Raw genomic sequence first — 23,064 nt, 5'->3', positions numbered from 1 at the left:
CAGTACCTGCGCATAGGCACTGACGATGCGGCAGTGTCTACTCACGACCAGTGCCTCCTGGCTTTGGTTTATAAGGAACATCATGGAAAACGCGGATTTCATAAAAGTCATCAAAGACGCAGCCTTGAAAGCATTTTCCAATTTAAGAAGTTCTCATCCAGAAGAGGATTTTTGTGCATTTGGCCTATACTCTGACGAGGGCGCTATGACTATTTGCCCGTCAGCAAACACTACCTCGTTCTTAGAGAAGAAAATTAAAGAAGACCCAGAAGACACTCAATATTACAAATGGAGTACAGCCGAATGGAAATACGAATTCTCAGGACACGAGTGGTTTACTGACGTTTCTGCCGAAATATCAAAATTTCATAGCACAAAACACAGCAATAAAGATTTTATAAAATTTCAGAAAAATCTTTTCGAATCATGTGTAGCTGCACTTGAGCAATTAAAATCCGAAAATTTTTTCGGCAACTGTATATTGGTTTTTTCTGTAACAGGCTATACCAATAATAAAAAGGAAATTTCATGGATCTCGCGCCTTAACAGCCCACAAGAAGCATCTAATTTCAAAAAATGGATTAATGAGCAAGACGAATAAATAAAATACCCAACTTATTGATCTCGTAGAATGGATTTCTACAGAGTAAAAACTTGAATATTTAGAGAATTCAGAAAAACACTAATGGAGTACACTCCATAAATACTCTATCTATTTTGGATGGGTATGTCTCCAGTCCACGCGTTACCGCTACGACGCGCTGGGCCGGCACATAGACAAGCAGGATTCCTTCGGGCGCACCACCTTCCTCTACGGCGACCTGCTGACCGGAGAGATTTGTGGCTTCCGCCTGATCGAATACCTCTATGAGCCCGACAGCTACGTGCTCCTGGCTAAGAGTAAATCAGAATGGAGGAACGACGAAAACCAGTTAAAGAAGCCTCAGAAAAATCTCTGCACCGCAGCTAACCCTGTTCTTGATTCTTTGATCGACTAGGTTGTGATTTTGGAATACCGGATTTTTAATATTATCAACAAATGTGAAATATCAAAATTTAATATTTTGAATAACTTCAGAAAATAAAAACCTATGACAACCATACCGGATTATCCAGCGGACGTGCAAGATATTCTCATTTTCATGAGAGATGGAAAATTTCTCGGCGGCATATACAAAAATAATGATAAATATACAGAAATCATCAAAAATATACATAAAGCCCTGGAAATATATGCCGATCAAGATATAAAAATTCCATATTACTTTCTGCCAGATATATTCAATTCCGCTCAGGGCGAAATTAAAATACCCACGCCGCCAAACCAGTTAGAAAATTTCGCAATGCATCGTGATTCGGAAAACTATTACGAAAAAATAAAAACAAATAACAAGCATCTGATGATTGATTTAAATCTGGATGATGATGACTACAATTTTCTGACAAACATCTTCTACGAAGATCTTGTGGCTTGTGCAAAAGCCAGACTTTTCTCAGAAGAAAAATCAATTTCTTCGAGAAATTATTCAAAATATATGAGTCATCAGGATTTCCCTGTGGTTGGAAAGGAGGCAATAATCCGAACAACGGTGATTTTGTAATTTTCTCTAAGACTGATCTCTAGCTATTTGAACAATCAATAACCATGGCCAGCACGATCGACACCATCATGACCTTGATGTCAGGCAGGTATCATCGTGACCCTCCTTTGGAAGAAGAAACAATCAAGGACACATCAAGAAGGATGAATCTGCCTGGCGACTACACCCAATGGATGCATTGGTCCAATGGAGGAGAGGGTGATTTCGGGGCTCTATATTTAGTTTTCTGGCCGCTGAACGACATTGATCAACTCAACAGAGAATTTTGCATTCAGAAGTATCTTGGCGCCAAGGCTTTGTGCTTTGCCACGGACGGCGGAGGAGTTGGCTATGTTTTCAGATCTCTCCCCAACGACTGTTCTGTTTGGTCCGTTCCCTTAGGAGATCTGGACTGGAACGCGGCAAGGAAATTAGGCGACAATCTTGGTTCGGCGTTGGTTGAATCCCTAAATTCCAAATAGTCCGAGATGGTCTAAAAAATCAAGCAAGTCAAAGCAATAGATTTCTTCAGCAGCCGCCGACACGAATCAACGCAACCCAATAATATTCATGCCCCTCAATCTTCAACTTGCTGAGGAAACCATACAATTGCTGGCTGCCGCATTCTTTCATCACGATTGAAAAATCTCTTGAAAACCGCTTCAGCATCAGCCCGTTGCAGATGGATAAGGCGTGTGAAGCATTGAAAAATTATCTCGGAAAAGACGATTTCACTGCCTTATCCCCTCCTCCCACGGGAAACAAGATCACTCAGGAGAATGATGATTTTTATGCCGAAGACGATCGTGTCTCCATCAGGATCTATCCATTGAATTCCGGAGACTGGGGCTATGAGATGGACGTTTACATCAGAGACAAAAAGTCTGATCTGACCATGCGTGGCGAGCTGCCTGAAGATTTCTGCAAGAATCCGCACGGCCTCAAATTTCATCTGTTTGAAGTCATGTGATTTTGTCCCGACCATGCACACCATCCCTGAACTCGCCAGCCCCAAATCCTGGCAATCCACCCTGCCCTCCCGCCGCGCAGAGATTTGCCAAGCCATTCTGGAGGGGCTGTCGCGCGGCTTCGAGTTCGCCAAACCGTTCGTCTCTACAGAACCTGCTGAGGGCGCGGCATGGGAGGTTCCCTGCTTTTACGACGCGCAGCATGAGACCGCGCTGACCCTGGTCCTGGGCGGCGATTTCACCTACGGGGCAACGGCGCAGCGGCTGGCGACGTTGCGCGGTTCGATTCCTGCGGAGGACTGGTCCTTGATTGCGCCAGTGATCCATGCAGCGCATGAGGCGGGTCCCGTGCATGTGCCCGCGTTTCTGATGAGCCGCTTTCCCACGTTCGAGTGGGTGATTGAAGAGCATGTGGAGTTGTGCGATGGGCTGGAGCGGCCTGATTTCTACAGCGAGGACGGGCCGTTTCCCGCCTATGTCACGCAAGAGGAAGCGCAACGCTTTTTGGCCGCCACGGGCTATCGCCTGCCTTGGGACCATGAGTGGGAGTACGTTGCGAAGGCGGGCGCGGAGCGGCTGTATGTGTGCGGGGACGCGGTTCCCCAGCGCGATCTGTCCGGGGATGTGTGCCTGGCCCAGTTTGGCGATGGTCGGCTCAACCGCGCGGCCTCCAATCCCTGGGGAATGGCGGCGTTGGCGGTGGCCACGTTCACCCGGCTGCAGGCCAGCCCGCACGAATGGCGCATCCGTGGAGGTGCGGCGGCGTTCTATCCGTTTCAGCATCCCATGCAGCAGGCCATGCTGCTGACGGAGCTTCGGCTGCCGCTGGCCAACATGCCCGGGCAGATGGCGGGTCTGCGTCTGTGCCTCGACGTGCCAGCCATATAAGGGCATATAGGGTCATATGGGGCCATATGGGGTCAATCCGTGCACAGCCGTTGCTGTGGCGCTCCTGGCACAGCAATGTTCTGGTGGCGTCATTTTTCGGCTTTAGGATGGCGGGCCATGCGCAATTCCCACTCCCTTTGGACGGCCGCAGCCCTGGGCCTGGTAGCGGCCCTAGGTAGCGGCCCGACCTACGCGGCTCGCCCCATGATCACGGACGATGCCCGCATCGTCGATGCCAAGTCCTGCCAGCTGGAAAGCTGGGTCAAGTCCAAAAAGGACAGCACGGAGTTCTGGGCGCAGCCGGCCTGCAATTTCACGGGCAATCTGGAGCTGACGCTGGGCGCGGCACGCACGCGAGAGGACGGCAGCAGCCGGACCACGGATGTGGTGATCCAGGGCAAGACCCTGTTCAAGGAACTGCAGCCCAATGGCTGGGGCTGGGGCCTGGCCGTGGGCAATGCCCGGCATCCGAATGACGAGGGCCAGGGCCGGGGGGATCTGTACGCCTATGTGCCCGTCACGTTCTCGCTGCGCGATGACCGGCTGTTCTTCCACACCAACGTGGGCTGGCTGCGCACGGCGCAGGCGCATCGCAACCTCATGACCTGGGGCCTGGCCACCGAGGCCCAATTGAGCCAGAGCACCTGGCTGATTGCCGAGACATTCGGCCAGAACCAGGGCAAGCCCTTCTACCAGATGGGCCTGCGCTACTGGCTGGTGCCTGGACATGTGCAGATCGATGCCACCTACGGCAATCGCGCCGGCAGCAGCACGCAGGAGCGGTGGTTTTCCATCGGCTTGCGGCTGCTGTCTTCGCCGTTCCTGCCCTGAGTTCTTTCCAGCTTGCGCCCTGCCAGGCCGCTCACAGCGCGCCAAACCGCCTGAGCACCATGAAGGCCGCCATGGCCAGCACGCCCAGCATCAGAGAGAGCTGATTGGCGCAGGCCAGATTGCCATCCAGCACGTTGTTGTAGATGGCCAGTGACAGGGTTTCCGTCCGGCCGCTGATGTTGCCGCCCAGCATGAGCGACAGGCCGACCTCGCCCAGCGCACGGCCCCCCGACAGGATCAGGCCGGCCGCAATGCCGCGCCGGGCCAGCGGCAGCTCGATGCGCCAGAACACCGACCAGGGGCGGTGCCCCAGCATGGCCGCCGCCTCCAGCAGGCGTGGCGAAGTGCCTGCAAAGGCGGCCTGCGTGGGCTTGACCATGAGCGGCAACCCGGCAATGAAGGCCGCAATGACCAGGCCAGTTTGCGAAAACACGATGTCGGGCCGCAGCACGGCCGGCAGCATCTGGGTGACAAGCCCTTGCCGGCCCAGCAGCACCAGCAGGCCATAGCCCAGCACGATGGGCGGAAACACCAGCGGCAGGCTGACCAGTGCATCGACCAGCTGGCGCCCCGCAAACCGGCACCGCGCCAGCAGCCAGCCCAGGCCTGCGCCCACCAGCAATTGCAGCAGCAGGCTCCAGGCAATGACATGCGCGGTCAGGGCTAGCGGCGCCTGGGCGCAAACGGAGGCGGTCATGGACTGTCAGCTGCCAGCAGGCAATGGGTGGCCCATCAAAGGCCGTGCCGCTCCAGCACCTGGCGGGCCTGCGGCGTGGCGATGAAGTCCAGCAGCGCCTGCAGTTGCGGCGATGAGGCGCGGCCCTTGAGCACGGCCAGGCTCAGTTCGATGGGCGGATGGCAGCTGGCCGCCACCGGCACGCTGGCGCCCACGCGGTCTTTCAGGGCCAGGGCCTCGGTCTTGTTGACGAAGCCTGCGTCCACCTCGCCGGTGGTCACATAGGCGCTGACCTGGGGCACCGTGGCCACTTCGACCAGGCGTTCGCCCAGCGTCTGCGCCAGGCCCAGGCGCTCCAGGCAGATGCGCGCCGCGTTGCCGTACACGGCCTTGCTGCGGTCGGCGATGGCAATGCGCTTGAATTCGGGCCTGGCCAGGTCCTGCACGCTTTCCAGGCGCTGGCCGCGCGCGGCGACCAGCACCAGCTGGCCCTGGCCCAGCGTGATGTAGCGCTCGGCCAGTTGCATGGGCTCGACAAAGGCGCGGTCGCCGATCAGCACGGCGATCTCGGGGTTCTGGCGGGCCTGGGTCTCGATCTGCTTCATGTTGCCAAAGCTGGCCTCGGCGCGAATGCCCGTGGCCTGGCTGAAGGCATGCAGCAGTTCCAGCACGGGCTTGCGGTAGCCGGCGCCAGCGGCCAGCAGCAGGCCTTCATCGGCATGGGCCAGACTGGCCGAGCCAGCCAACAACAGCGCCAGGAGCGGCGCCAGGCCGCGGGACCGTATGCGTTTGAACATGGATTTCCTCCTCTAGAACGCGGCGTTGAGCCAACGCCCCTCTCTTTACGAAATATTCAATCGTATACGACGAATCCCGCACCCACCCATGTGTTCCTACTGCAGCGCCCATAAAAAAGCCTCCATGCATGAGGCATGGAGGCCGGCAGGCATGGCTGCCTGCGTCTGGGGCCAAGGTGTTTGGCCGCAGCGCTTACTTGTTGGGCTTGGCCGCAGGGCCGGCAGCGATGGGCGCCACGCCTTCAGGCTTGACATAGGTGACCGAGGTCACATAGTGCACACCGTCGTATTTTTCTGCACCGTTCGGGCCGGTGCGCTCACCGCCGCTGCGCTCGTCGTGCGTGGCTTCGGCCACGTAGGTGCCCTTCCAGGGCATGTCGAACTGCACCAGGCCCTGCTCGTCGGCATGGGCTTCCTTGCTCCAGCCCGATTGCACGGTCAGCACGACCTTGGCCTTGGGCAGCGGCTGGCCCTTGTAGATGACCTTGAACTCGCCGGCCTTGCCCGAGGGCACCACATCCAGCGTGAGGCGCGGGGCCTGGGCAGCAAAGCCGGTGATCAGGCGCGCGGCCGGGTGGTACCAGTTGCGCAGTTCCTGCTCGCCCTTCTTGCTGGTGTACAGCGGGTAGCCGGCATCCTCGGCCACGATGCTGTCGCCCTGGCCGGCCTTGAAGGGCAGCGCAAAGCCGGTGCCGGTCTTGCGGCCATCGGCCGCCTTCTCGCCCTGGGCAGACACCAGGGTGGCCACTGGCTTGCCGAACTTGTCGAGCAGGCCCGGCGATGTCTCGCGCAGGTTGTCGCCAAACTCGCCAAAGCGGATCACGGCGGTTTCGCCGGCCGGCTGTTCCAGCCAGATCTGGTGGGCCTGGCTGGCGCCGCTGGCGGCCAGGAGTGCGGAGACAAGAATCCAGTGTTTCTTCATTGCAGCTTCCTCAAAGGACAAAAAAACAGCCGTCGACGCCACAACGGGCCGACGGCATGAACGTGCTTGGGGAGTGGGGTGCGGCCGCATGTCGCCGCATTGATTATTGAATGCGAATGGTTTGCATTCTATGCGCATTGCGCACCACCCCGCCGCAGTTCATCAGGTGTCTGCAATGGGGTCCGGCCCAGTGTTCAGGCGGCATCCTCGATGCGCACCGGCTCGCCCGTGAAGGCCAGCGCCTCGGCGGCCCGCTCCCAAGGGCTCCGGTCAGCCGCCCTGGCCGGGCGCAGCACAAAGCCCTCGCCTTCCGCATGCGTGGTGCTGTCGGCGGGCGGCAGCGGCAGGCCCATGCGCTCATGCGCCTGGGCGACCAGGGTGCGGGCGTAGATTTCTGCTGCCATGCTGCGCAGGCGCGGCTTGTAGACCTTGCCCACGTTGGTGGTGGGCAGCGCATCGATGATGCGCACATAGCGCGGGCGCGCAGGCGCTTCGTCCACGCCGGCTGCGGCAAAGGCCAGCAGTTCGGTCTCATCGGCCTGAGCGCCGGGGTGGAGAGCGACAAAGGCCACAGGCACCTCGCCCGCATAGGCATCGGGCGCGCCCACGGCGGCGCAGGCATTGACGGCGGGATGGCGCTCCAGCGCCTGCTCTATCACCTGCGGATCGATGTTGTGGCCGCTGCGGATGATCACGTCCTTGGAACGCCCGCGCAGCCGCAGCAGGCCATCGTCGCCGACCGAGCCCAGGTCCCCCGTGATCAGCCAGCCGTCATCGGTGAGGTAGCTGGACGGCGCGATGCCACCCAGGTACCCGGAAAACAGGTTGGGCGACTGGAACACCACCATGCCGGTTTCGCCGGCCGCCGCTTCCTGGCTCGATGGCCTGCCGTCCGGCCCCATGCGGCGCACGGCCAGGCGCGCAAACGGCAGGCGCAGGCCCACATGTCCGGCCGCCGCGTGCAGACCGGGCGGCGTGATGGTGGAGATGCCCGTCATCTCGGTCATGCCCAGGCTCTCGTGCACATGGAAGCCGCTGTGCGTCTTGAAGCGCGCCGCCACCTCGGGCGACAGCGGCGCGGCGCCCGTGCGGAAGTAGCGGATGGAGGACACATCGGCCCCCTGCAGCGGCACCTCCACCAGCGCGGCCAGCACCGTGGGCACGGCCGACATCAGCGTGGGCTTCCACTGTGCCGCCATGCGCCAGAAGCCGGCAATCACGGCCTTGTTGCGAAACAGCCCCGTGGTCGGAATGATGACGTGGGCCCCGGCCGAGAAGCAGGCCAGCGAGCCCGGCAGCACGCCCGCCACATGGAACAGCGGGTAGCCGTTGATGGTGCGGTCGGCCGTGTTCAGGCCCTGCATCTGCACGCTGGCCCAGGCGGTGTAGACCTGGGCGCCATGCGTCTGCACGGCAATCTTGGGCGCACCCGTGGTGCCCCCGGTATGAAAATAGGCCGCCACGTCGCCGGCCTGGGGCTGGCGCCCGCTCACCAACCAGTCGGAGGGCTGGGCGGCCAGGGCGGCATGCAGATCGCTGGCGGGCCAGCGCTGTCCATCCCCCTGGGGAACGCGACCTTCATGCGAGACCCAGAGCACATGCGCCAGGTCCGCATCCAGCGCCATGACTTTCTCGCGGATGCCGGCATCGTCCTCGTCCGCCCAGGCGATCAGAAAGCGCGCGCCCGTGGTCCGCATCAGGGCAGAGATCTTCTCGGCACTCAGCAGCGGATTGATGGGCTGCACGATGCCCGCCGCCTCGCCGCCCCACAGCGCAAAGTGGTACTCCATGCAGCCGGGCAGCAGGATGGCCACCGTGTCGCTGGCGCCCATGCCCAGCGCATGCAGGGCATTGGCCGTCTGGTGGATCTTGCCAAGCAGTTCGGCATAGCTCAGGTGCCGGGCATCATCCACGCTGCCGGCCTGGGGCAGAAAGCTCAGCGCCCTGCCCTGGCCGTGCTCACGCTCGGAGTTGCAAAAGAGGTCGTAGACCGAAGTCGCGGTGATCAGTTGCGCCATGGGCCGGCTTTCGATGGCTTCGACATCGGCCAGGCTGCAAACGGCCCGCAGGGGCCGGAACATGGATTGCGCAGGGATAGGACTCATGGCCATGGATTCACTCCGCGCCCAGGCCGTTGGTGCGCACCACCTCGCCCCAGCGCGTGTAGTCGCTGCGGATCAGGCCCTCGGTGTCCTGGGGGTTGAGGTAGGCGGCCGCCACGCCGATCTTCTCGAAACGGTCGCGCACCTCGTCGGTGGCCAGCAGCTGGCGCGAGGTGGCGCTGAGCTTGTCGATGATGGCGCGCGGCGTGTCCCTGGGTGCCACCAGGCCGCCCCAGGACGATGCCTCATAGCCGCCAAAGCCCTGCTCGGCCATGGTCTGCACGCCGTCCAGCGCCTTCACGCGCTGCGGCGTGCCCACGGCCAGTGCCCTCAGCCGCCCGCTGCGGATATGGGGCAGCGCAGACACCATGTCCGCATAGATCACCGGCACCACGCCGCCCAGCGTGTCGTTCATGGCGGGCGCGCTGCCCTTGTAGGCCACGTGCTGCATGGTGTGCAGCTTGGCGGATTTCATCAGTTCCATGCTCAGGTGGCCCGAGCTGCCCGCGCCGGAGCTGGTGTAGTCCAGCGTGGCGGGCTGCGCCTTGGCGTACTGAAACAGCGATTTGAGGTCCGTCACCTTGGGCAGCGACTGCGCATTGACCGCAATCACATTGGGCAAGTCATAGATCTTGGTGACCGGGGCGAAATCCGTGGCCGGGTGGAACTTGACGTTCTTGAAGAAATGCGGCGCCATGATGGTGGGCGTGACCATCATCATCAGCGTATAGCCGTCAGGCGCTGCCGTGCGGAACTGGCCTGCCGCCACCGCGCCCGATGCGCCGGGCTTGTTCTCTATCACCACGGGCTGGCCCAGCTGGCGCGCCAGCGCCTCGGCGTAGACGCGCGCCGCGCCATCGGTGGGTCCGCCCGGCGGGAAGGGAACGACCAGGCGGATCGGTCTGTCGGGCCAGGCGCCGGTATCGGTATTGGCCTGCGCCGCGCCGCACAGCGATGCGAACGCAGCCATGCCGATGGCGCCCAGCGCCATGCCCTTGGCCAACGCCTGTCTTTTTGTGATGCCTGCCATCTTGTCTCCTTGAGTGTTTATGTGTTCTGGCTGGCCCATTCTGCCCAGCGCACTCTCTTTGACAATGGCGGCGGCGGTTGACATCATGTCAAACAATATTGACACCCCCTTGGACCGCAACGCATGGATCTCCTGGCATTCAACATCCTTGTCCAGATCATCGAGCACGGAAACCTGAGCCAGGCGGCAAAGTTCTTGAACATGTCGCGGGCCAACGTGAGCTACCACCTGGCCCGGCTGGAGAAGTCCCTTGGCGCATCGCTGCTGCGCAGAACACCCCAGGGCGTAGAGGCCACCGAGGTCGGCCAGCGCATCTACCGCCATGCGCGCAACATCCTCAACGAGACCGAACTGGTGCGCGAGCTGGCCCAAAGCAGCACGGACGGCATCTCGGGAAAGATCGGGCTGAGCGTGCCCACCGGCTACGGCCACCTGGTCATGGCGCCGTGGCTGATCGAGTTCAAGCGCGCCCATCCGCAGGTGGTGCTGGACATCCGCCTGGAGAACTTCATAGACAACCTGCTCAAGGACAGCGTGGACATCGCCATCCGCGTCATGTCCGACCCGCCACCCATGCTGGTGGCGCGCGACATGGGGCCGGTGCGCTACAGCCTGTGCGCCTCCAGCGACTGGCTGCGCAGCCACCGCCTGCCGGAGACACCGTCCGAGCTGTCGCGCACGCCGCTCATCACATCGGGCGGAGAAAGCGGCAAGGTGCGCCTGCAGATCGCGCGGAACGGCCAGCCGCTGGAGGAGCTGGACATCACGCCCACGCTGATGTCGCGCAGCTACCCTTTCCTGTGCGACTGCATCACTGGCGGTTTAGGCGTGGGGCTGGTGCCCGACTACATGGTGCGCCGCCAGGTGGAAGATGGCCGCGTCGTGCTGGCCATGCAGGACTACGAATTCAGCATCAACCAGGGCCGCATGTTCATGCTGTACATGCCCAACCGATTCCAGTCCGGCGCCGCCCGGGCCTTGATCGACTTTCTGAGCGACAGGATGGGCCTTGCGCGCATCATCCGGCCGGGTGACTTGCCCGACACGGCACAGGCCTTGCCACCGCAGGAATGACTCGGGAACAAAGTTTGTAGACGACTGGTCGGTTTTTACGTTAGACTTCGATCCCATGAAGAAACCCGCACAGGAAACACGCCAGCACATCCTTGATGTGGCCAAGGCGTTGATGACCCAGAAAGGCTATACGGCCGTCGGCCTGGCCGAGGTCGTCGCGGCTGCGGGCGTGCCCAAGGGCTCCTTCTACTACTACTTCAAGTCCAAGGAAGAGTTCGGCCAGGCCCTGCTGCAGGAGTACTTCGACGAGTACCTGGCCAAGATCGATGCGCTCATGGAGACGCCCGATCCGGCCATCTCCCGGCTGATGACCTACTTCCGCCATTGGACGCAGAACCAGTGCTCGGCCCATGCAGGAGGCCAGTGCCTCGTGGTCAAGCTGGGCCCCGAGGTCTGCGACCTGTCCGACGACATGCGCTCGGTGCTGCGCACTGGCACCGACGCCATCATCACCCGGCTGACCGACTGCGTGCGCGCCGGCCAGGCCGATGGCTCCATCACATCCGACCTGGACGCGCCTGCGCTGGCTGAATCGCTGTACCAGTTGTGGCTGGGCGCCTCCCTGCTGTCCAAGCTGGGCCGGCATGAGGAGCCATTTGCCGCAGCCCTTGTGTCCACGAAGCGGCTGCTGGGCTGAGCAGGCCGGGCCGCTACTTTTTATTTGCCTTGTTTGTAGACGACTGGTCAACTTTAAAACCTACACCCTTTACCCATCCCTCTTCCTTTTTGTTCAACCACCACCACTGCACACCATGACCGACCACAGCCTTCACACCGATCTGTTCTCCCCCACCCAACTGGGCGGCCTGTCGCTCGCCAACCGCTTCGTCATGGCCCCGCTGACCCGCAGCCGCGCCGGTGACGACGGCGTGCCCACCGAACTGCACGCCGCCTACTACGCCCAGCGCGCCAGCGCGGGCCTGTTGATCAGCGAAGCCGTCAACATCTCCGCACAGGGCCGAGGCTACAACCTCACGCCCGGCATCTGGACCGAGCAACAGGTTGCCGGCTGGAAAAAGGTCACCGACGCCGTACATGCGGCCGGCGGCAAGATCGTGGCCCAGCTGTGGCACGTGGGCCGCTACTCGCACGTGGACCTGCAGCCCGGTGGCGTGGCCCCTGTCGCCCCCTCTGCCATCAAGGCCGAAGGCGTCACCTTCACGCCCAACGGCGTGGCCGAGGTATCCATGCCCCGCGCCCTGGAAACCAGCGAAATCCCCGGCATCGTCGAGCAATACCGCCATGCGGCCGAATGCGCCAAGCGTGCAGGTTTTGACGGCGTGGAAGTGCACTCGGCCAACGGCTACCTGCTCGACCAGTTCCTGCGCGACTCCACCAACCACCGCAGCGACGCCTATGGCGGCAGCATCGAAAACCGTGCCCGCCTGACGCTGGAAGTCACCGACACCGTGGCCAAGGTCTGGGGCGCCGACCGCGTGGGCATCCGCCTGTCGCCCGTCACGCCCAACGCCGGCAACACGCCGCTGGACAGCGATGTGATGGCGCTTTACGGCTACCTGATCCCCCAGCTCAACCGCTTCGGCCTGGCCTACCTGCACGTCGTGGAAGGCGCCACCGGCGGCTCGCGCGAACTGCCGCCCGGCGTGGACCTGGACGCGCTGCGCAAGCTCTTTGACGGCGCCTACATGGGCAACAACGGCTATGACCTGGAACTGGCCATGGACCGCCGCGCCAAGGGCCTGATCGACACCGTGGCCATCGGCCGCCCCTTCATCGCCAACCCCGACCTGGTGGCCCGCCTGCGCCATGGCAAGGAACTGGCCGTGGCCCCGCACGAGGCCTACTACGGCGGCGGTGCCCAAGGCTACACGGACTGGCCAGTGGCCGCCTGAGCCGGCCATCCACCCCACGATCTGCGGCACACTGGCTGACCTGCGTCCTCATCGAATGACCCATCGAAAGACCAAGCCATGCAACTACTGATCGTGGGCGCCACGGGGCTGGTGGGCAGCCAGGTGCTGCAACAGGCCCTGGCCGACAGCCGCATCACCCGCATCGTAGCCCCGGTACGCCGGGCGCTGCCGGCGCATCCCAGGCTGCTCGCCCCCATCGTCGATTTCGAGCACCTGCCCGAAGATGCCGACTGGTGGCGAGCAGATGCCCTGGTCTGCACCCTGGGCACCACCATCAAGACAGCCGGCAGCCAGCCGGCTTTTCAGCGTGTGGACCATGACTATCCGCTGCTGGCCGCCCGCCTGGCCCATCGCCACGGCACGCCCACCTATGTGCTGAACTCGGCCATGGGCGCCGACGCTGGCTCGCGCATCTTCTACAACCGCGTCAAGGGTGAGCTCGAGCGCGACCTGCAAAGCCAGGGCTTCGCATCGCTCACCTTCGTGCGCCCCGGCCTGATCAGCGGCCCGCGCACCGAACACCGCGCGGGCGAGCGCGCCATGGTCGGCGTTCTTGGCGCCCTGGGCCCGCTGCTGCCCCGGCGCTGGCGGCTCAACCCCGCGCACCGCATTGCCCAGGCTTTGATAGAGGCAGCTGTCAACGCCAGGCCCGGCGTCCATATCGTGGTTTCCGAGGCGCTGGCCGAATGAACTTGGCGCCTGCACGCGCAAAAACAGAACCCTTCAGGAACCCCTGCATGAACCCGCATATCGCCCCGGTCGATCTCGCCAAGTCCTACCGGCTGATCAACCACGGCCCCACCGTCCTGGTCTCGGCCCGCCACGGCGGCGTGGACAACGTCATGGCCGCAGCCTGGTGCTGCGCGCTGGACTTCGCGCCCCCGAAGCTCACCGTGGTGCTGGACAAGGCCACGGCCACGCGCGCCCTGGTCGAGCACAGCGGCATGTTCGTGATCCAGGTGCCCACGGCCGCCCAGTTGCGACTCACGCACGAGGTCGGCACGCTCAGCCTGTCCACCGATGCCGGCAAGCTCACCACCAGCGGCGTTCAGCTGTTCGGCATGGACGGGTTCGACCTGCCCTTCGTGGACGGCTGCGCCGGCTGGCTGGCCTGCCGACTCATCCCCGAGCCCCACAACCAGCAGGCCTACGACCTGTTCATCGGCGAGATCGTGGGCGCCTGGTCCGACACCCGCGTATTCAGCGACGGCCACTGGCACTTCGAGGACGCCGACCCCGCGCTGCGCAGCCTGCACTACGTGGCGGGTGGGCAGTTCTATGCGATTGGGCAGGCGTTGAACGTGCAGGACGGATCGCCCTGAAACTCGCCAATGGCGGCATGGCTGTATTGCACAATCCAGCCATGCTCTCGGCCACTGCCTCTTCCCTTGCATCTTCCCTTTCCTCTTCGCGCGCAGTCCCCACGCGCGAAACCTATTCCGAACTGCAGCAGGCCTACGAGCACTTCAACCAGCGCCTGTTCGACGATGCCCTGCCCCATTGCCTGATCACGCTGCAGCGCGAGAAACGCACCTGCGGTTACTTCTCTGCCGCGCGTTTTGCGTCGCTGGATGGCAGCACCACGGACGAGATTGCGCTCAACCCCGCCTACTTCGCGGCCGTGCCCATCATCGAGACGCTGCAGACCCTGGTGCATGAGATGACGCACCTGTGGCAGCACCACTTCGGCAAGCCGGGCCGCGCGCGGTATCACAACGAGGAATGGGCGGACAAGCTGGAATCGCTGGGCCTCATGCCCTCGTCCACGGGCCGGCCCGGCGGCCGGCGCACGGGCGACATGATGGCCGACTACGCCATGGCGGGAGGCCCCTTCCTCGCGGCCTGCGGGCAGTTGCTGACCACGCGCTTCCAACTGAGCTGGTACGACCGCTTCCCGGCCATCGAGCATGTGGTCACGGGCCAGTGGAGCATGGCCACGCAGATCCAGGGCATGCAAGGCACCCAGCCGCCCATGTCCTCAGTGCCCGCCCTGGCCGAAGCCGTGCGGCCCGTGGGCACCTCGGTGGCTGTGCCGGGCTCCACCACCGGCGAGACCATGGTGCAGCCCGTCAACAAGTCCCTGCGCGTCAAGTACCGCTGCGGCGGCTGCGCTGCGCCCGTCAATGTCTGGGGCAAGCCTGGGCTGAACCTGTTCTGCGGCGATTGCAGCAAAGGCTTCGCGGCCCAGGATTGAGCGCCCGGCAAGCCAGAGCGCTGCACCTGCCCTGCCCCTCCTCCCGGCACAAGCGCCTGTGCGAACTCAATGCAGCAGCGTGGCCGCCAAGGTCACCTCGGGCACGCCTGCCAGCGCCTTGGACAGCGGGCACTGGGACTTGGCCTCCTGGGCGATTTTCTGGAACTGCGCATCATCGATGCCGGGCACCTTGGCCTGCAGCGTGAGGGCAATGCGGTCGATCTTGAAGCCCTCGCCGTCCTTGGCAAGCCGGACCTTGGCTGTGGTGTCCAGCATCTCGGTGGCGATGCCCGCCTTCTCGCAGGCAAAAGCAAAGGCCATCGTGAAACACGCCGCATGTGCGGCGCCCACGATCTCCTCGGGATTCGTTCCCTTGCGGTCATCACCGAAGCGGCTGCCGAAGCCATAGGGATGGTCCTTGAGCGCGCCGGTCTCCGTGCTGATGCGGCCCTGGCCGGTCTTGCCTGCACCTTCCCAATGGACGGAAGCGGTTTTCTCGGACATGTGTTTCTCCTGTGCGTTGGTTGGACAAGCCGCCATCACAGCACAGGCGCCACGGGGCAAGGCGTGGTCCCGGAGCGCGCCAGCCCCTGCGCGAACGTCCTACAGAGCCAGGCTTAAACACTCATCCAGCAATCTTTGTGATGGCAAAGCCGGCCTCCTCACCCCACAAACACCTGCCGCGTATCCGTTCGCCCAACGATCACCGCCGCCAGCACCGCCGCCCCCGCCGCAACCCCAAAATTCGCCAGATAGGCCGCCTGGGCCGAAGTTTCCAGCAAGGCCGCGAACAGCGATCCGCCAATGGCCAGGGTGGCCGCCACGGCAATGGCCTCGCACAGCTGCAGGGCCGAGCTGTTGGCGCCCTGCTCGCCGGGCGCGGACATGGATAGCGTGAGCACCGACAGGCTTGCCGAGAGCAGGCCCATGCCCAGCCCCGACACGATCCAGCCCACCACCGCCACCCACACGGGCACGGCCGGCCAGGCCACGGATGCCGTCAGCAGCACGCCCGCCAGCACCGCGCTGGTGCCCACGCGCAGGAAGCGGTGACGGCTCCACCCGTTGCGGCTGTGTCCCTGGTACCAGGAGGCGGAACACCAGCCCAGCGCACCCGCGCTCAGCACCAACCCCGCCATGGGTGCTGACAGCCCGTGCTCGCGCGCCAGCACCAGCGGCAGGAACGCCTCGGCCCCGAAGAATGCTGCAAACACCAGCCCGCGCAAGGCGATCACGCTGGGCAGCCCGCGCCCGGCGCGCAGCGTGCCGGCCGGCAAGAGCTTCCAGGTGCAGACCAGCGACAAGGCCGCGGCCACCGCCACCGCCCCCAAGGCGCCCGCCGATTGCCTCTGCCCGCCCACATACAGAAGGCAGATGCCCGTGGCCGCGCCCAGGGCCCACAGCCCGCGCCGCACACCGCCCTGCATGCCCCGGCCATGGCCGCCCAGGCCCTGGAGCGCCGGGCGCAGCATCGCCCCGGCCGGCAAGGCCAGCAGGGGCACGCCCAGGAACACCCAGCGCCAGCCCAGGTGCTCCACCACCAGGCCGCTCAACGCCGGCCCCACCAGCGCGGGCACCACCCAGGCCGTGGCAAACGCCGCAAAAATGCGCCGCCGCAGTGCCTCGGGATACCGCCGGCCCACCAGCACATACAGCGCCACCGACATGCCACCCGCCCCCAGCCCCTGAACCAGCCGCCCCGCCAGAAACACCGGCATGGAAGGCGCAAAGCCCGCCAGCAGCAGCCCCGCCACAAAACACGCCATGCCAGACCACAGCGGCGCCGCCGGCCCGCGCGCGTCGCACCAGCCGCCCGCCACCGTCATGCCCACCACGCTGGTGGCCAGGGTCACGCCAAAGGCAACCGCATACAGCGGCACCCCATCGAGCGCGCGGGCCACCGCTGGCATGGCGGTGGCCACGGCCAGGGCCTCAAAGGCAATCAAGGCCACCAGCGAGACGATGCCGATCGTCGTCAGGCGGTAGGGGGAGGACAGGATGGACCAGCTCTCGGTGGTCGTCGGCCGGACCTGATCGTCCAGCGTGAGGGAATCTTGATGGGGCATGGATGCTTCTTGGTTGCAGGGTCTGCGCCGGCCATGGCGCAGTGCCATGGCGACGAAAAGCCTGGAGCATGCAACCTCAAGTGCGGTTGAGATCAAGGGGGTCCTGCCCCCAAGTACCTCTTACCGCTCGATCACACGCCAATACTGGCCAGAGGAGCGGCTGGTGGCCGGCAGCATGACGGCAATGCCATTGTCATTGGCCGTATCCAGCACGACGGCATCCGACAGGAAGCGGTTGTAGAGATGGAAGTGGCCCGGCAGGTCGCTGGGCGCACAGCGCCATTGCTGGCCGCTGAAGCGTGGGGAGTCTCCCGCTGACGCCGTCATCTTCAGCTCAAGATGCGATTTCCCGGCCACGCTGGTGACATCGAGCGCCATGGTGCCCGGTCCGTACGCCGCATTCTGGACCAGCCAGTAGCCCTTGCCGGTGCGCATGAACCTCCATCTGTCGGCGCCCAGAATCATGGCCGGGACGGAAATCTGCCATGGCTCGAAGTTGAACAGGCCGGGAGGCGACACAAGGCCCGTGCCCTGCAGCAGCGCTACCGCGTTGCGCCTTTCACTCCAGTACAGGTTCTGCAGCCCGACCCATTGGCGGTCCTTGAGCATGGGGCATTGGTCGTACAGGTAGTCGCCCGTCTCGTAGCGCCGAAAATCCGCATCGCTGAGCCGCTGGGCCGAGAGCGCGTGCGCCTCGGCGGAGATCCGTGCCAGTTCCCGCATGGCGGCCGTCATGGCGATCAAGGGCGCGGATGAACCACGCACCGGCCTCACCGGCAAGATGCGGCGAGCATTTGCAAGGTCGGAGGCCACGGCCCGCCAGCGCAATGCCAGGGTGCTGAATTCCGTTGCCATCGCCTGCGGCGCGGGCCCAAGGCGGACCACCGCGTTTGCCGGTGGCGGCTGCCTGGCATGGTGCGCGGCGGCCACGCGAAGCAGCGAGGCATGACTTTCCAGTTGCGCCACGACGGGTGCAGCCGCCGCAATGGCCGCATCCATCTCCGTCTCGACGGCTGCGACACCCGCATTCCATCGGGCCTCGTCCAGCGGCGCGTCGGGGGCTAGCGAAACGGCATCCAGCTGGTCGCACAGCTGCTGCAAACGCCCGACGGCCTGCCCCAGCTTTTGCACCGTATCGGCCAGCCCGTCGATACGGGCACGCAGCGTGCCCCAATCGGCCGATGCCGACTTCAGTGCAGAGAACGACTGCATGCTCTCCAGGCTCCTTACCAGCGTCATGCGGCCGCTGGCATCGTCCAGATCAAGCCCGGTCAGGAACGAGAACTCGGCGATATCGGTCCATACCTGCCGTGCGACTGGCTCACGCGCAGGCTCGGCTTCGACGCGGCAGCTTGATGCCAGAGCGCCACCGCAGCACAGCGCCGTGGCAGCGGCGGGCAGCCACAGAAGCCGGGTCATTTGGCTGCAGTGCCGGCCATCAACAGGCGCAGGGCCCGAGGCGCTGCCGGCATCTGTCGGGGCTCCAGCACTTCGATCAGCCAGGTCGTGAACGGCGTCGGGCAGACGTCTCCCAGATGCTGCGAGAACTCGATCTGGTCGCCGGCGTAGGTGAAGTTGATCTTCAGGGGCGAGCAGAAAAGCCTCTCGTCCCCGTTGCCCGTGCTGTCGTGAAAGTCGCGGCCAGTCACCATGTCGACATTGATGCGCTGGGCCGAGACATCGGCAAACTCCAGCCAGGCCTGCACCGACGAAAGGCGGATGCGGCGGTAGCTGGCCAGTGCCGGATGGCTGGTGGCAATGGACAGGCTGATGGGCTGCCCATGCGCCAGCTGCTGCAGCAGCGCGGCGTCAGTGACCCGCAATTCCCGCCGCAGATCCCCTTGGGTCCTCGCATTGGCGGCCTGCGCGCTGGCGTGGTCTGCCAGCAGGGTGGCGTGTGCATCTGCCATGGCAGCGGCCGTGCCCGGCATCGAAAGACGGTGACCAGGCTGCTTGCCTGTCTCGTAGGCCTGTGCGGCGCGGACCCCGAAGCAGTCCACGTAGAAGCCGCGGCGCGCACTTTCTGCCCTGAGGGTGATTTCCCCCTGCAGCCGCGCGCTGCGCTCCAGCTCTGTCAGCGCCTGCTGCTCCAGCGCCTGCAGGCGCTTGCGCTTGCCGATCACCGCAACGTACTCCAGCTTGAGCGTGGCAAGCTCACGGGCAATGGCATTCTTGGATGCGCTTTGCTCTGCCAGCAGGCGGCCATAGATGGCCACCTTCTGCACCTGTGTCTTGAGGGTGTTGGCGGCGTTGCGCACGGCAGCCTCGGTGCCTTCCGTGGCAAGCACCAGATCCAGCCGGTTGACTGCATCGTTCTCCAGCACCGTCCAGGCGGCCTTGGCTTCATTGGCATCCGGCATGAGCGCAAGTGCACGCATGGTGTCGCCCAGCTCCCGGGAAATCCCCTCGACATCCAGCCCGCCCAGCGGCCCACGGATCACCGGCAGCACCGCATTCAATGCGCCCTTGGCGGGATCCACCAGATTCTTGAGCGTGCTGGAGTTGTGCCTGGCCCATTGCAGCGGAATGGCAAACGACTGGCCCAGGGCCTTCAGCGCCTTGAGCGGGCCGTCTATGCTGCCGCCAAGCGTCTTGGCCTGCCCGTACAAATCCTTCAGGCCGAGCACGCCTTTCTGACCGGTCTCGGTCAACGCCTTCGGGTCGGGCGGCACGCCCACGCACAGGGCCGCCACGCTGCCCGCGACCGCAATGACGCCAAAGGCGATTTCCAGGCTCATCTTCACTGTGCGCACGATCTGGGCAACGTCGCTTTCAAGCTTGAGCCGCATGGCGGCAAGTTCCGCTTCAAGCTCCTCCTGGCGCACCGTGCGTGCGGCGCGGTCAAGGGCCTCGATCTGCTGAATCAACCGCTGCTCCAGCTCGGTGCAACGTGCCTCCAGCGTCTTGAGGTCCAAGGTGTCCCGGTCTGCAAACGCCTGCGCGACGCTGCCCACGGCACCTGCCAGCTCGCCGCTGGCGCGCAGGCTGCGCAGGTGTGCCTCCATGGCCGCCATCACCTCCTGCCGGGCCTTGGCCAGCGACAGATAGCTGCCGGCGCTCAGATCAGGAATCGGCCTGGCCAACCCGTCAACGCCCATGACAGGCAGCAGACGCTGCAGCGAACCCGCCGCCTGGATCAACTCGCCAAACCCGGACTCGACCCCTGACCAGCGCGTGATCCAGGCCAGCGCCTCATGGCACAACGCCAGCTCAGCCTCGCTGTGGCCGGGCCTGCCCGCCATGCCGGCGCTCAGGGCAAACAGCGCGGCCAGCACCCTGTGCATCGGCTCGCCATGCTCCAACAGGCCGGGTGGCACGGGGGTGTGCTTCACCACAGCCCGGTTGTCCTGCCACAGGAAATTGCTGAACTGCGGCCGCGTCACCGTGTCCCAGACCGCCTCCAACGCATAAGGGGTGTCGCGCGTGGGGCCGCCGTACAGCGTGAACCGGCCCTCCACGGCTTCCACGAAAATGCGCACCCTGCTGAGCTCGTTGTCCTCGTCATGCAGCATGCGCAACACCGTCGTGCCTTCGGAAACAATGCGGCGGGCAACCACCGTCAGCCGCCGCACCGAGCCGTCAAGCCGCCTATCGAACCCCTCGGGCACCACCACGGTATCGGCATGGATGTCCAGCGCCTGCAGGCCGGCCGCGTCGGCCTCGTCCAGCGACACCTTCAGGTCCACCACCAGATCGGCCACGATGCCGAAGGGATTGAAGCTGCCGTCCGGCGCGCGGCCACCGCTGCAGACCAGCGGCCCTGGCGGCACCAGGCCCTCGGCTCGGTAGCGATCGATCAGGGTTCGCAATTCAAGGGGAGTCATTGCTGAAGTCATGGCGGGTGGTTCCAGGTAAGGCACTGCACCTGTGCAGCGATTAGACAAAGGCCGGAGCAGGCCGCTCAGGCTGCCTTCTTGCTGGCAAGCTCCACCAGTTGGTCCACGCTCTGCGCCTTCTTCGGCGTGCCGCCGAAACGGCGGAAATGGTCTGCGTGTCCGGCGACACGCGCCCAGCCCTTCTTGGCCGTGCCCAGCACCACCGTCACGCTGAACCAGTTTTCCCCTTGCAGGGACTTGCGGCCGGTGGTGCTCAAGACCTTGTGTATGTTGCCCAGATCGGCAGAAATCGCACGCCATGCCTCGCCCAGCGTCTTGAGCTTGGGACCCAGGTCTTCAATGCTCTTGCTGATGCTGTCAAAGCGATCATTGCTTCGGTTGTAGTAGCCGATGAATCGCTCGTTCGTAGCCATCGTGGCCTGGATGGTTCTCACCTCATCCACCTTCTCGGCAATCTTCCTTCGCGTGACCGCAAGGTCCGCACCCACGCCGATATCCACCCCCGCCAGAATCAGCGGCCCGAAAAGCGGAATCGCCAGATAGGCCGGAGACGTGGACAGCACGATGACTTCATCCTTTTCCTTGCGGCGCAGGGCCTTCAAGTCGTTCTCCAGCTTCTCCACGGCGGCCTTCAGCTTCTGGTTGGCAGCACCCTCGGCGCCCAGAGTGGTCGTGAACTTCTGCTTTTGTCCATTGAATGCGGTCTTGCAGGCATTCAGGCGCACCAGTATTCCGTTGCCGTTGTCAAGAATGGAGTTCTGCAGCGCGAAGGCACGCACCGAGCGCGCATTGGCGTCTTCAATCAACTGCTCCAGCGCGCTGCTGAAATTGCGCTTGATCTGCTCCGAACGCCCGCTGGGCGTATCGCTTTCCCAAACCTTGACCAGGGCCTTCCATTTCGCTTCCACTGCCGGCTCCGCCGATGGGGTGGGCGCTCCCTCCAGATCAAAACGGTCCACCAGCTCGATCAACCGCTCATAGGTGGTTGCCGCCACATCGTTGTACTGAACGATATCGTCGGCAAGGGTCAGCATCTTGTCCTGTACATCGGCCTTGAACTTCTGGCCGACACCCTTGAGCGTGACGAACAGCTCCACCGCTTCGGAAAACTCCGGCCTGAAAGCATCCTGCTTCTGCATGCCCAGCATGGCGCGCATCAGCTCCGTAGTGGTCGGGTTGTCGGTGACTGCAGACTCGAAGAACGTCGTCAGTCCGATCCAGTCCTCTGAACTGAGAACGGAGATTCCCTTGTAGATATCGGCAGACGGAGTGAAGGCATTCGTTGAATTTGCAGAGTCGGACATGGCGAAGGCTCCTGATGGTGAAAGGCCGGATTCGGCCTCGAATCGGTGTGCAAACAAGCGGCGGCGTTGAAGAAATGACCGCACCGCAGTCATCGCCCGTCCTTCTTTTGCGCTCCAGTCGACCGAATGCTAGGCAGCCGCCATGGCCCTGTATGTCCCCCAAACAAGTGACACAAATTCATACAGCACTGGGGATAAGGACAGCAGCCGGATTGCTATCTCACACCCCAAGGATCCTGTCCCCTGCGCGACTCACGGCAATGAGCACGGTCACGCCATTGCCTCAAACGGCAAGCCTCCGCAATTGCATAGGCCAGGCTTGCATTGCCCGCTACTCAATCAATAGCAAATAGCAAGAATTGACTGCCATTTCAGAAAAAATCGTCATTGTCAATTTCTATGCATTTCACCGCACCCATTGACTCAGGAATGCATTTAGCCCTCAAATGTCGCAAAATGTTTTGCAACTTGAAGCAAGGGAGGGGCAGGAGTGGCAAGAAAAAGCAAGTCCAGCACGGCGGAAGACCTCATGGATCTGATCGCCACGCTCCCCTGGTGGGCCGGCACTGCATTGGCAATTGCCTGCTACATGGTGCTGCACTCCACTGCCATCCGTCCCCTGCCTGCAGCACAAAGCCCGCAGCAAATCGACCAATTGGCCACAACAGCCATCTGGCAAGGCCTGGCCACTGCAGGCCAATACATCCTGCCCATCATCTGCTTGGCCGGCGCGGCCATTTCCGCCGTGCGCCAGCGCCGCCGAAGCCGGTTGTTCGAAACCATCTCGGCTAGCTCCAGCGCGGATGCGCTGAACAACATGTCATGGCGAGAGTTTGAAACGCTGGTCGGCGGGGGATTAGGCAAGCGCGGCAAAAGCGTCAAAGAGCCGGCGGCAGGCCTTATGGGGTTATGAATATGTTCC

23 protein-coding genes are annotated in these 23,064 nt (G+C 63.2%); 13 read left to right on the top strand and 10 right to left on the bottom strand.

Annotation, left to right across the window (positions count from 1 at the left end; all coding sequences use genetic code 11):
- Window positions 1–82 precede the first annotated feature (82 nt).
- The 6 genes from DA1_RS29695 to DA1_RS14050 all read left to right on the top strand — a co-directional run bounded on the left by DA1_RS29695 (window position 83) and on the right by DA1_RS14050 (window position 4,267).
- Window positions 83–601 carry a DUF4303 domain-containing protein gene (locus tag DA1_RS29695; RefSeq protein ID WP_230590838.1) on the top strand — a complete coding sequence of 173 codons (519 nt, stop codon included), beginning with the start codon at window positions 83–85 and terminating at the stop codon, window positions 599–601.
- A gap of 490 nt (window positions 602–1,091) precedes the next feature.
- Entirely contained in the window at window positions 1,092–1,601 is a 510-nt protein-coding gene (locus DA1_RS30420) for a hypothetical protein (RefSeq protein WP_155294271.1), read from the top strand.
- A 44-nt stretch (window positions 1,602–1,645) separates the two neighbouring features.
- The gene (locus DA1_RS30415; RefSeq protein ID WP_155294272.1) at window positions 1,646–2,062 is read left to right on the top strand and encodes an SMI1/KNR4 family protein; all 417 of its coding nucleotides are present in this window, start codon (window positions 1,646–1,648) and stop codon (window positions 2,060–2,062) included.
- Between the two features lie 107 nt (window positions 2,063–2,169).
- Window positions 2,170–2,550, top strand: coding sequence for a hypothetical protein (locus tag DA1_RS14060; protein ID WP_230590839.1), 381 nt, complete (start codon window positions 2,170–2,172; stop codon window positions 2,548–2,550).
- A 13-nt stretch (window positions 2,551–2,563) separates the two neighbouring features.
- A complete protein-coding gene (locus DA1_RS14055) occupies window positions 2,564–3,436 on the top strand; it encodes a hypothetical protein (RefSeq protein WP_034393926.1) in 873 nt (290 codons plus the stop codon).
- Window positions 3,437–3,553: 117 nt separating this feature from the next.
- Window positions 3,554–4,267 (top strand): PA4824 family protein, encoded by a 714-nt coding sequence (locus tag DA1_RS14050; RefSeq protein ID WP_034393928.1) that lies wholly within the window; start codon window positions 3,554–3,556, stop codon window positions 4,265–4,267.
- 31 nt (window positions 4,268–4,298) lie between these two features.
- On the opposite strand, the gene DA1_RS14045 is transcribed toward DA1_RS14050, so the two are convergent.
- The 5 genes from DA1_RS14045 to DA1_RS14025 all read right to left on the bottom strand — a co-directional run bounded on the left by DA1_RS14045 (window position 4,299) and on the right by DA1_RS14025 (window position 9,794).
- On the bottom strand, window positions 4,299–4,964 hold the full coding sequence (locus DA1_RS14045) for a molybdate ABC transporter permease subunit (RefSeq protein WP_034393931.1): 666 nt from the start codon (window positions 4,962–4,964) through the stop codon (window positions 4,299–4,301).
- A gap of 35 nt (window positions 4,965–4,999) precedes the next feature.
- Window positions 5,000–5,740, bottom strand: coding sequence for a molybdate ABC transporter substrate-binding protein (modA, locus tag DA1_RS14040; RefSeq protein ID WP_034393934.1), 741 nt, complete (start codon window positions 5,738–5,740; stop codon window positions 5,000–5,002).
- 193 nt (window positions 5,741–5,933) lie between these two features.
- A complete protein-coding gene (locus DA1_RS14035) occupies window positions 5,934–6,662 on the bottom strand; it encodes a DUF4198 domain-containing protein (RefSeq protein ID WP_013802332.1) in 729 nt (242 codons plus the stop codon).
- A 194-nt stretch (window positions 6,663–6,856) separates the two neighbouring features.
- Window positions 6,857–8,773: an AMP-binding protein gene (locus DA1_RS14030; RefSeq protein WP_034393938.1), complete on the bottom strand. Its 1,917-nt coding sequence runs from the start codon at window positions 8,771–8,773 to the stop codon at window positions 6,857–6,859.
- A gap of 4 nt (window positions 8,774–8,777) precedes the next feature.
- Window positions 8,778–9,794 (bottom strand): Bug family tripartite tricarboxylate transporter substrate binding protein, encoded by a 1,017-nt coding sequence (locus tag DA1_RS14025; protein ID WP_034393941.1) that lies wholly within the window; start codon window positions 9,792–9,794, stop codon window positions 8,778–8,780.
- A gap of 123 nt (window positions 9,795–9,917) precedes the next feature.
- On the opposite strand from DA1_RS14025, the gene DA1_RS14020 reads away from it, so the two are divergent.
- From DA1_RS14020 to DA1_RS13995, 6 genes are all read left to right on the top strand, one after another.
- Window positions 9,918–10,868, top strand: a complete 951-nt coding sequence (locus DA1_RS14020) for a LysR family transcriptional regulator (protein WP_034393944.1) — start codon at window positions 9,918–9,920, stop codon at window positions 10,866–10,868.
- Window positions 10,869–10,923: 55 nt separating this feature from the next.
- The gene (locus DA1_RS14015; RefSeq protein ID WP_012205713.1) at window positions 10,924–11,505 is read left to right on the top strand and encodes a TetR/AcrR family transcriptional regulator; all 582 of its coding nucleotides are present in this window, start codon (window positions 10,924–10,926) and stop codon (window positions 11,503–11,505) included.
- A gap of 115 nt (window positions 11,506–11,620) precedes the next feature.
- Window positions 11,621–12,721, top strand: coding sequence for an alkene reductase (locus DA1_RS14010; protein WP_034393948.1), 1,101 nt, complete (start codon window positions 11,621–11,623; stop codon window positions 12,719–12,721).
- Window positions 12,722–12,799: 78 nt separating this feature from the next.
- The gene (locus DA1_RS14005; protein WP_034393951.1) at window positions 12,800–13,432 is read left to right on the top strand and encodes a Rossmann-fold NAD(P)-binding domain-containing protein; all 633 of its coding nucleotides are present in this window, start codon (window positions 12,800–12,802) and stop codon (window positions 13,430–13,432) included.
- 47 nt (window positions 13,433–13,479) lie between these two features.
- Window positions 13,480–14,064 (top strand): flavin reductase family protein, encoded by a 585-nt coding sequence (locus tag DA1_RS14000; protein WP_034393953.1) that lies wholly within the window; start codon window positions 13,480–13,482, stop codon window positions 14,062–14,064.
- Between the two features lie 41 nt (window positions 14,065–14,105).
- The gene (locus DA1_RS13995; protein ID WP_051940819.1) at window positions 14,106–14,936 is read left to right on the top strand and encodes a SprT-like domain-containing protein; all 831 of its coding nucleotides are present in this window, start codon (window positions 14,106–14,108) and stop codon (window positions 14,934–14,936) included.
- A gap of 66 nt (window positions 14,937–15,002) precedes the next feature.
- Here the strand turns inward: DA1_RS13995 and DA1_RS13990 are convergent, their stop codons facing one another.
- From DA1_RS13990 to DA1_RS13970, 5 genes are all read right to left on the bottom strand, one after another.
- Complete coding sequence (locus DA1_RS13990) at window positions 15,003–15,440, bottom strand: OsmC family protein (protein ID WP_034393960.1); 438 nt, start codon at window positions 15,438–15,440, stop codon at window positions 15,003–15,005.
- 158 nt (window positions 15,441–15,598) lie between these two features.
- Window positions 15,599–17,002 carry an MFS transporter gene (locus DA1_RS13985; RefSeq protein WP_174549391.1) on the bottom strand — a complete coding sequence of 468 codons (1,404 nt, stop codon included), beginning with the start codon at window positions 17,000–17,002 and terminating at the stop codon, window positions 15,599–15,601.
- 120 nt (window positions 17,003–17,122) lie between these two features.
- A complete protein-coding gene (locus tag DA1_RS13980) occupies window positions 17,123–18,421 on the bottom strand; it encodes an RICIN domain-containing protein (RefSeq protein WP_034393966.1) in 1,299 nt (432 codons plus the stop codon).
- Window positions 18,418–20,826: a hypothetical protein gene (locus tag DA1_RS13975; RefSeq protein WP_230590841.1), complete on the bottom strand. Its 2,409-nt coding sequence runs from the start codon at window positions 20,824–20,826 to the stop codon at window positions 18,418–18,420. The genes DA1_RS13980 and DA1_RS13975 overlap by 4 nt, the downstream gene beginning before the upstream one ends.
- Before the next feature lie 77 nt (window positions 20,827–20,903).
- Window positions 20,904–22,142: an alpha-xenorhabdolysin family binary toxin subunit A gene (locus tag DA1_RS13970; protein ID WP_034393972.1), complete on the bottom strand. Its 1,239-nt coding sequence runs from the start codon at window positions 22,140–22,142 to the stop codon at window positions 20,904–20,906.
- 529 nt (window positions 22,143–22,671) lie between these two features.
- On the opposite strand from DA1_RS13970, the gene DA1_RS13965 reads away from it, so the two are divergent.
- Window positions 22,672–23,055: a hypothetical protein gene (locus tag DA1_RS13965; RefSeq protein WP_230590842.1), complete on the top strand. Its 384-nt coding sequence runs from the start codon at window positions 22,672–22,674 to the stop codon at window positions 23,053–23,055.
- Window positions 23,056–23,064: the final 9 nt, after the last annotated feature.

It is taken from the genome of Delftia acidovorans NBRC 14950 (assembly GCF_001598795.1).
Lineage (GTDB): Bacteria > Pseudomonadota > Gammaproteobacteria > Burkholderiales > Burkholderiaceae_C > Comamonas > Comamonas acidovorans.
The sequence above is the reverse complement of the archived record's forward strand: the minus strand, read 5'-3'. Positions and strand labels throughout refer to the sequence as shown.